This is a genomic window from Brumimicrobium mesophilum (assembly GCF_003025005.1).
GTDB classification, from domain to species: domain Bacteria; phylum Bacteroidota; class Bacteroidia; order Flavobacteriales_D; family Crocinitomicaceae; genus Brumimicrobium; species Brumimicrobium mesophilum.
The window spans coordinates 1-8642 of record NZ_PVSS01000025.1 but is presented as its reverse complement, the minus strand read 5'-3'; the positions used below and the strand labels follow the sequence as shown (position 1 = coordinate 8642).

The following is an 8642-nucleotide window of genomic DNA, read 5'->3' as shown; positions in this document are numbered from 1 at the left end:
TCTTTAGTTTTTAGAATATATTCTTAAGTTCCACTTCCTACGGCAAATGTATAATATCAAATCCTCCTGATGGTTTTAACGTATAACATTCCAATCAGGACAAATACCACTAGCCCAGACTTGCTGAATTTTTCTGGGCAATTCCATCATTGATGTCCAAAAACCGCTGGTCATTGTATTGTTTTTTGTATTAAAACTAATTTCTAATTCATTCAAAAAGTTACTGTAGCAGCTATTTAAACTTCTTTGAGCTATTCCGTTGGAAGAATTTTCAGATATTTTATAGGTAACAGGCAAAATCTCTGGATTTTTTAATAAAAGGTGAAACTTCTGAAAATGACAAATATCTCCTTCGAACCAACCTGGATGATATGGTTGATTTTCCTCTAAAATTGGTGGTCTATATAAATCGGGAATTGAATTACCTTCTGCTCCTTCGCCTTGTTCGATAATCGCTTCAATCCCTTTCAACGCATTCTCTAAAGAATCAATATTCTGACTAAAACCTAAGTTTGAATTGTTTTTTGATTCATAGCCTTTAAAATTTGATTTTTGTTTTTCATTTTCCGGGTCAAAACATTCCTCCCAAAAATTTTCTACTCCGATGGAAATAGCAGCGTACAATTCTGCAATAGATTCAAATTCTTGAGTATTTTCCCAAAATTCAGCTCCCACCTTCTGAGGAAATTCAATAGCGCAAAATAATTTCAATTGATTTACATCTAATGGACCTAATTGAAGGCTATAATCTCTTAGATCATGAGGTAATTTATTTGGTTTTAAGAATGGAATACCATTATCTTTAGAATAAACTGGTGGATTAATTACAGGAGAGTAACCCAATGCATTACATAAGTTACAAGCAATTTCTAAATGAAGCATTTCTTCATTTATTACAGACAAAATAAGCTTTGCGGTCTTTGAATATTGAATAGGTGACAAACCTTCAATCTCCTTAATAGAGTATAAAGAAGTCATATATAATGGAATAGTCCAAAGCTCAAGATCTACGGCATGTTGTAAATGATTATAAAAATCTTGTTTTTTCCATTTATGAGGATTTATCATAATTTATTATCTTTATTTTTTTTTAAATGCAATACTTGTATGATACAAAAAATCAATAAAATATTAAATACTCGCGCCGTAATTCTAATTATGGCTGTAATTCTAATTGTTCAAAGTGGTATAGATATTTACGAACACTCATTAAATATAGCACACCAACATATTTTAATTTTCATGGGGATATTATTGATTTTAAATGACATTAGATATTTTTATTTGGGTTCTCATACTTTATTAGACCATACAAAAAATGATGAAGTAAATAGCTTTTTTCAAAAGTCGGACAAAGTACTCAACAAAAACAAGGTTGATTTCACTATCGGAATTATTATAATTATTACAAGTTGTTACGGATTATTTATTGATGTTGAAGAAATGTACGCAAGAAAACTTGGTTTATTAATAGGAATTATCATGTCTATTTCTGCTTTAGGAGAAATTATTTTTGGGTTAAAAAAAGATTATCAATCAGTAAAAAGGATTAAAAAACCCTAGCTTTCTAAATGAGCAATTGTAGAATTCTTTCCCGAATTAAATAAATCTATTTTTTGCTGATCATCAATTTTAAAATTGGTTGCTGAAATACCAAAATCATCAATTATAACTGTGATTGATTTTTCGTCAATATTTTCGAGAAAATCAATCTCTTGCGCCTTAAGCATAGCTTGAAATAAGTGCTCTATATATCCCAATAAATGATCATATTTCAGTTCTTTTTTCACATTAATTTCCTTTTTCTCAGAATACAGGTAAAATCCTAATGTCTTTTCTGGCTCATATATCGATATTGGGAAATTGTATAAAACTCCACCATCAACGTAGATATGATCATTAGGTTTACTATTTGTAAATTTCCAAGCATGAAAAAATATAGGAATTGACATTGAGGCTCTAATACTTTCTGCTACAATCACATCGGGAGTTTTTTCCGATGAAAATTCACAAATAATTCCTAAAGTCAAATCTGTAGCAAAAACTTTAAGGTCTTGAGTCCCAATTAAACTTAGTTCAGCGTAAGTTATGTTTTCATCATTAGTTTTCTTCTTTATAATATCTTTTATCCATTTTAAAAGATAATCACCTTTATAAAGTCCATAGTGTGTTGCTATTCTAAAAGGGTCCCAATGGTCTTCAAAATCTTTGAAATTTGTAGCATTAACCATTTTTTTTATTTCAGCACTATTATATCCTAAACTAATCATTAATGCGAGAATTGAACCCGCAGACGTCCCTGAAACTGATTTTACTCCAGCTAAAATATTTTTTTCTTCTAAAGCTTCAACCGCTCCGGCATAAGCCATTCCTAAAACACCTCCGCCTTTAAAAACTAAGTTTTCTATTTTTCTTTCTGACATAATTTAATTCTTTCTTACAGTGTAGATAAAAAATTGATAACGCTAATTGAAGGGAAAAAAAAGTATTCTCCTCCTTTTATAGTAACAAATCGTTCCCAACCATCATAATACTCATTCACAGGTTCTGCTTGTACCGTAAATTGAACATTCTTATTATTTGGGTCATTTTCAGGTGGAACACCAATTATTACATCTATATCATTGCTCAAATGTCTCATTTGGTTATTATTTGACCATGCATGTTGTATAAATTCGAATTGAAGTTCAATATTAGTGTTGAAGCAAATAAATTGTAATCCTACTTCTTTCTTGTCCTCATTTCCATTAACTGGCATTTCATAGGATCTTCCTCTTCTTATAATTCGATGCCTCTTGGATACCTTTAATGACTGTTCCTTGTTGTACCATCTAAATGAATCTCTTGGGTTATTTGTTCTCAAATGAGATCCGAAAGGACATTTCAACCCATCAGGGTCGTGATCGGCATAACTAAAGTCGTCATTATCTAAACTCCCTCCAGGATCGGCATCAGGGAAATTAACTAAAGAAGCTCCACTTGGCCATCTTCCTATACATTTTGAAGCAAGTTTAATTTTGGCATCCTCATTGACTGAACCATCTTCATTTTTAGTCTTCTCCTCCATAGAATTCCAAAACTTGTCAACATGTTGCTCCATTTGTCTAAAAACCATAAAGGTTCCATTTCTACCCAAATCTTTTTTACCAGACCCAGCAATATCATCTGCCAACAAAGTTAAATTACCTTGATTTTCTTCGAGAAGAGGAGAGAAAGGATATTGACCATGTTCATTTTTATAACCCAATAAAAATTCACCTGTTTCAACAATATCATTTTCAGGTCCTGGTCTACCACTTCCTTTAATTATAGGTTGTGAAATCCCGTCATGAAACCCAAACGGTTCTTTGTTATCTTCAGTTAAAAAACCCTTTAATTCTGTGACAATAGTTATTCCACCATTATCTTCTATAATTCCCTTCTGTTCTTCAATAAAAGCATTCAAACTTTCTACTGAAGAAGCATGAAAGATCAGAAGGATATCTAAATCAGATTGTTGAGCACCCCATCTCCAATTTTGAGGGTCACTATCTCCATAATCCCCCAAAATTCTATTTCTATTTTCTGTTGAAACTCCTTCTACAAATGAAGTAGGGAAAGCATCAATATTTTTTTGAGAAAGACCTAATTTACTTAAACCAGAAGGTGTAAAAGCAAGATGAAGAGTCTTTTCTGAGGTGTTTTTTATATTTGCTGAATCTATAAAGGGAGCTATTTCTTTTAACCATAATTTGGCTTTTTTTGCCTCATCAACCTTTAAAAAGAAGTAAGCTGTTTTATATAATTTACCATACCCTTTTGATACCATACCCTGAATATCATCAAGATCTAAAGTTCTTGGATTATCTACAATTGCCATATTTAATATTTTAAATGTCTTTTAATATATTTCTTGCTTCCTTTTCATTAAGCGTTTTTGAGTTGAATATTTCGGTTCTCAAAATAGTTTTACTAACAATTTGTTGTTGTCCATACCACGGATATGCTGAGTACCATATATGTGAAGGAACTTGGGTATTTCTTCCCCACCCCATAAACTCTAAAATTTTATACGATCCACCTCCAATCATAAAGTATGTTTTAGGGTAACCTTTTGCTGCGCCGTAAATTAGATTTAAACCCCAGCCATTATTATCAACGAAATCTCCTAAATACTCATCGAAACTTCCATCAAAATTACTAAAGAATATAAATCGTTTTCCGTTGTCAACCAAAACCCATCTTGCAAAGTGAATTGTTGGAGTTCCAAATAATTGGCCTTTTACAAATATATATCTACTTGCTTTGGTTGTTGACCATAATAAAAATCGAAGCATTATTCTTCTTAAACCTGTTTTAGTATCAAAAACTTGTGACAATTGATTCTGATAAATAATATCCTCCTGATTTTTAAGTGCTTTTAGTTTCTCCTTAGGAATTTGATTTTGTGAAAGCTTTTTCGGATGTTCCCTTGGCTCATAAAACAAGCGAATCATAAGAATTGCAAATAATATAAAAGGTAGTAAAATAAGCATCAACAATACAAAAAGTATGGTAGCTGGTATATTTACTTTTGGAAGCTCATATCTTTCTTTAGCCCAATCCCATTGCTTATCATTTTTAAACCTTTCCTTAATTGCAGAAAAAGCATCTTTTGCATTTTTCCACCTACCTTTATTATCTTTAATATAACTCTTTATAGCTTGATGGAGGGCTGCTTCTTGATGTACTTGTTTTACAGTCCGATTTGGCGCCCCTGTATAAAACCCCTGAGTTTTAATTTCATATTTTTTAAGATAATTCAACCTAGATGTTTTATTTCTAGCGTCACCCACTGGGTAATCAGGACAGTGCTCCAATATTTTATCTAAACCCTCAGGAATATTGGTTACAATTTCATTTAAATGATTTTCTGCTGTACCATCTATATTTGCTGCATAAAATAAACTAGCAGGGAGTGAACCTTTGGCTGGTATTATGATCCATCTACCAAAATGGACTGATTCTAGTTTTTGAAAAGGGAAAACTCCCTCCTCTAAACAAGGGTTCCCTTTACCTCCTTGATGAAGTACTTCTGTTACTTTATCCACGTGAGATTGTATCAGTGGAATCTGAAGAGAAACTGGATTTTGTATTACCATTTTATAATTAGTTTTTTGAAGTAAATTCTACTACGAAATTATTTGGAAAAGGACCATTTTTTAACCCAGCACCTTTCCCACATAGGCCTTTAGTTAATTTTACGTTTTCCATTCTCAAAATTACGCCCACTAATTCTGGAATAGTCACTGAATTTATATAGCCACCATAACATTCATGAAGAGCAAAACCCCAATTCATATAGCGAGACTCTCGATTGGCAATAAATTTTTTAGGCTCAGGAAATGTTATAGGATCAAACATAGCTCCTGATGTTAAAGCAAGAACTCTTCGTTTCGCTTTAACCTTGTACTTTTTATTGTTTGCACCGTTTAGGTATTGTTTGGTTTCTGAAAAACGAATCAAACCTGGTTGTACAGGATTAAATCTTAAAGCTTCATTAACAAAGCCTTTCAATTTCTCCATATCGTAGGCTTTTGCTGCTACAATAGCAAGGGCTAGTTGATCAGGTCTTTTAAATAATTCTTCCAATGCAAAAATCACAGCTTTACTGGTTGTTTCCTGAAGACCAGTTAATAGACCACCTATATTTCTTCGAATAGTATCATCTTCAACCCAACTATATTCGTCTTCTTGCTGAAGTAGTATTAACCTATTTAATAGGTTGTCATCAATCTCCTTACCTGACTTAAGTTCATTTTTTCTTTCAGTAATCAAATTCCTTACCCAAGCTGTTCTTTCTTTTCCTGAATTAACAGCTGCTAAATGTTTTTCTTTGTTTCCCGTAAAATTCAAAAACAAGTCATAAAACATTGTTCGTTGCCATTTTTGCATTTGAGATTCAATGGGTGCTGGAACTCCAAAATAAATATCAATTAACCCAATTAATATAGGATAGTTTAAACTTTGTACAACATCAATCTTTCCGTAAGCATCTATATTCTTACAAATTTCTTCTGATTTTTCACGAATAAAATCTCTTATTATATCAAGATCTTCTCTTTTCGCAGATTTTCTTACAAAATTACGTTCTCTATCAAACTGTGGATTGTTGCGGTCCATCCCTAAAAAGAAACTTCCTTTTTGGTCTGCCATTTTTTTCGCGTTGATTTCTTTAACAGTGAAATCTTCATCTCTTTTTAGTACTTCAACGACTAAATCTTGTCTAGTCACAATTGCCATTTTAGCAATGCCAATATGAATAACAGGAAGTCGTTTTTGTAAAAAGTAAAAAACCTTCCACGTTTTTGGCTTATATCCTTCGTTGAATTTACCAAAGAATAATTCCGTAGCATTGTTTATTTTTGGTAAAGCACCTAAGTCTACATTAATTGGCCTATCCGATTGGTAAAGTTTCATAATGAATTGACCTGTTGGCCTTGCCCTTAGTTTGAAAATTTGTTCACGCAGCTCTTCTGAAATTTCTCCAAATTTCAAAGTTGTACCACCAAACTCAACAGGTAAAATCAACGGTCCTGCAATCGAAGCCAAGGCTATATCTGCTGCACTTAATTTATCTCCAACTAGATAATGCCTTCCATCTTCTAGGACTGAATCTATTTTATCAAAAATTTTGTTTATTTCAACCAAGGAAATTATTGGATTTAAATCTTTGATTTTATATTCTGATTCTAAGGTTTTTTTAATTGATTTTAATCCAAAATTATAAATTAGTTTTTGACTAAAAGAAGCACTCTTTTTGAAAAATATTTTGGTATCTCGTTCTGACCTGAATAATTCACTAAAAATGTAACTCCAAATATACCCGTCCAGTTCCTCAGTGAATTCTTTATAATAGTTATCAATGATAATATTATGATTTTCATCCGTTGGAAAAAGTCTTCTGTTCTTTGGAATCTGTTGATCAAAAAGATGGATTATACTTTTAGCACCATAAATAAGCTTATCTGTTTGTTGATAAATTGGCTCATTCTTCGCCTGTTTATCATTCGTGTATTTATAAGCCAGTTGGTTGAAAAAACCAGGGTTTGAAACTACATTATTGTGCTTTATTTGATTAATATCCATCACCCATCTAGCTATCTCACTTTCTCCACTTATGGAACAAGAAATTAGAGTTGGTATGGTTTGCTCATAATCATTTGATTTGTTGAATTTTATTTTTTGATTCATGATTTCATGTCAGATTTTGAAGTGATTAAATAGTTAAGTGAGTTTTTTGGCTTGTATAACATTTACACTTTCGCCAGACTTTGCATAGTCTCTAAATAGTTTAAGATTTTCAGGTTCATCTTTGAAGAAGAAATAATTAACAAAACCATTTCCTCTCACATCCTTTATTTTTTTGACTTTGGCCAAAGGAGCTAGTTCTTTTCTACTGATGAAATCTATAAAATTATTTATTTCTCCATTTACCCCAACCATAATAACATTGCTGATAGTCGAAAATTCTTTGGTTTCCTCTTGAGAACAATAAATCCAGTTCGTTTCCTGTGTTGCTTTAGCTCTACTCTTCGAAAGACCTGATGTTAATAAATTACCACATACCTTCATATAAGCATTTGTTGAAGAGTAATGTGTAGTATAAATGAAAGTTTTGGTATCAGAAGAATAAAAAGGTCCTAAAGAGATAGGTGTATCATACTTCAAACTAATTACTAAGCTTTTATTTAGAAATTCTTTAAAGGAATCAACTTTACTTTCTTTCACTTGAAGAACGTTAAACATAGGTTGTGGTTTCTTCCAATTTCTTTCATTGAAAGTTCTATATCCAATTGCTATAAAAATTCCAAGAGCATCTTTACAGGTATTCACAAATGTAGTAGGCATTTAGGTCTTTGGTTTAGGATTAAAATATAAGTTTCATTTTCATCAAAACCTGAAGCGATAAAATCAAGTAATAATTAGGGTAAAAATATATTTTTAATTTCAACAATCCAAGGTTTATTTTTAATAACTCTGACAAATCTAAAGTAAGAAACAACAGTAGAGGTAAATAGATTAATTAAAAATATTTAGAAACACAAATTCCATATTAACAATAGAACAAGTTCTCTCCATCTATCTTAATCGCTTTTTCTGAATACTTTAAATATTGACATTCCGGCATTAGAGGCACTAAAAAAAGGCAATATTATTAAGAGTAGTCCCACTCCAATCGACACTGATTTTGAGTGGATTTTTTCAAAATCTTGATAAAGTCCATATGAACTTGTAGCTATAACTGTTAAACCTAAAATTATTCGAATAAATAATAAGTTAAAAATAAATTCTATTCGATTTAAGAAATAGACCTCTTTTTCTTTTGATATTACATGCATTATTTTGTTTATCCCTTCAAAAGTATGACCAATGGCGTGAATAAACAATAGGAGTCCTATTAAAATTAAAATATGCTCGTGCTGGGGCTCAAACAGCTCCTCATATATATCCCATAAACCGTAACAAATCAAAATTAACCCTAAGATAAACGAAAAGATTTTTGATTCAGAGATTTTTTTAGGCAAATTTCAATTGTTTTAATGAAATCTTAAAAATAGAAAATAAACAGAAAAAATCACTAAATTCTTACAGTATTTTATTTCGTAATTGATTCATCTCGT

8 protein-coding genes are annotated in these 8642 nt (G+C 31.3%); 1 reads left to right on the top strand and 7 read right to left on the bottom strand.

The window, feature by feature from the left end:
- Positions 1-75: 75 nt before the first annotated feature.
- Entirely contained in the window at positions 76-1068 is a 993-nt protein-coding gene (locus C6368_RS16720) for a ferritin-like domain-containing protein (protein WP_107040372.1), read from the bottom strand.
- Between the two features lie 39 nt (positions 1069-1107).
- Between C6368_RS16720 and C6368_RS16715 the strand changes: the two genes are divergently transcribed.
- Positions 1108-1563: a hypothetical protein gene (locus tag C6368_RS16715; RefSeq protein ID WP_107040371.1), complete on the top strand. Its 456-nt coding sequence runs from the start codon at positions 1108-1110 to the stop codon at positions 1561-1563.
- On the opposite strand, the gene C6368_RS16710 is transcribed toward C6368_RS16715, so the two are convergent.
- The 6 genes from C6368_RS16710 to C6368_RS16685 form a co-directional block, all read right to left on the bottom strand.
- Entirely contained in the window at positions 1560-2423 is an 864-nt protein-coding gene (locus tag C6368_RS16710; RefSeq protein ID WP_107040370.1) for a patatin-like phospholipase family protein, read from the bottom strand. The genes C6368_RS16715 and C6368_RS16710 overlap by 4 nt on opposite strands.
- 14 nt (positions 2424-2437) lie before the next feature.
- Positions 2438-3859, bottom strand: coding sequence for a Dyp-type peroxidase (locus tag C6368_RS16705; RefSeq protein ID WP_107040369.1), 1422 nt, complete (start codon positions 3857-3859; stop codon positions 2438-2440).
- A 10-nt stretch (positions 3860-3869) separates the two neighbouring features.
- Complete coding sequence (locus tag C6368_RS16700) at positions 3870-5120, bottom strand: hypothetical protein (RefSeq protein ID WP_107040368.1); 1251 nt, start codon at positions 5118-5120, stop codon at positions 3870-3872.
- A gap of 7 nt (positions 5121-5127) precedes the next feature.
- The gene (locus C6368_RS16695) at positions 5128-7212 is read right to left on the bottom strand and encodes a cytochrome P450 (protein WP_107040367.1); all 2085 of its coding nucleotides are present in this window, start codon (positions 7210-7212) and stop codon (positions 5128-5130) included.
- A 33-nt stretch (positions 7213-7245) separates the two neighbouring features.
- Positions 7246-7869, bottom strand: coding sequence for a hypothetical protein (locus C6368_RS16690; RefSeq protein WP_107040366.1), 624 nt, complete (start codon positions 7867-7869; stop codon positions 7246-7248).
- A 236-nt stretch (positions 7870-8105) separates the two neighbouring features.
- Positions 8106-8546, bottom strand: coding sequence for a hypothetical protein (locus C6368_RS16685; RefSeq protein ID WP_107040365.1), 441 nt, complete (start codon positions 8544-8546; stop codon positions 8106-8108).
- Positions 8547-8642 lie beyond the last annotated feature (96 nt).

Excerpts from the sequence above, each read along its gene's own strand:
- C6368_RS16700 (WP_107040368.1), bottom strand. The coding sequence starts at position 5,120 with ATGGTAATACAAAATCCAGTTTCTCTTCAGATTCCACTGATACAATCT.
- C6368_RS16715 (WP_107040371.1), top strand. The coding sequence starts at position 1,108 with ATGATACAAAAAATCAATAAAATATTAAATACTCGCGCCGTAATTCTA.
- C6368_RS16690 (WP_107040366.1), bottom strand. The coding sequence starts at position 7,869 with ATGCCTACTACATTTGTGAATACCTGTAAAGATGCTCTTGGAATTTTT.
- C6368_RS16720 (WP_107040372.1), bottom strand. The coding sequence starts at position 1,068 with ATGATAAATCCTCATAAATGGAAAAAACAAGATTTTTATAATCATTTA.
- C6368_RS16705 (WP_107040369.1), bottom strand. The coding sequence starts at position 3,859 with ATGGCAATTGTAGATAATCCAAGAACTTTAGATCTTGATGATATTCAG.
- C6368_RS16695 (WP_107040367.1), bottom strand. The coding sequence starts at position 7,212 with ATGAATCAAAAAATAAAATTCAACAAATCAAATGATTATGAGCAAACC.
- C6368_RS16710 (WP_107040370.1), bottom strand. The coding sequence starts at position 2,423 with ATGTCAGAAAGAAAAATAGAAAACTTAGTTTTTAAAGGCGGAGGTGTT.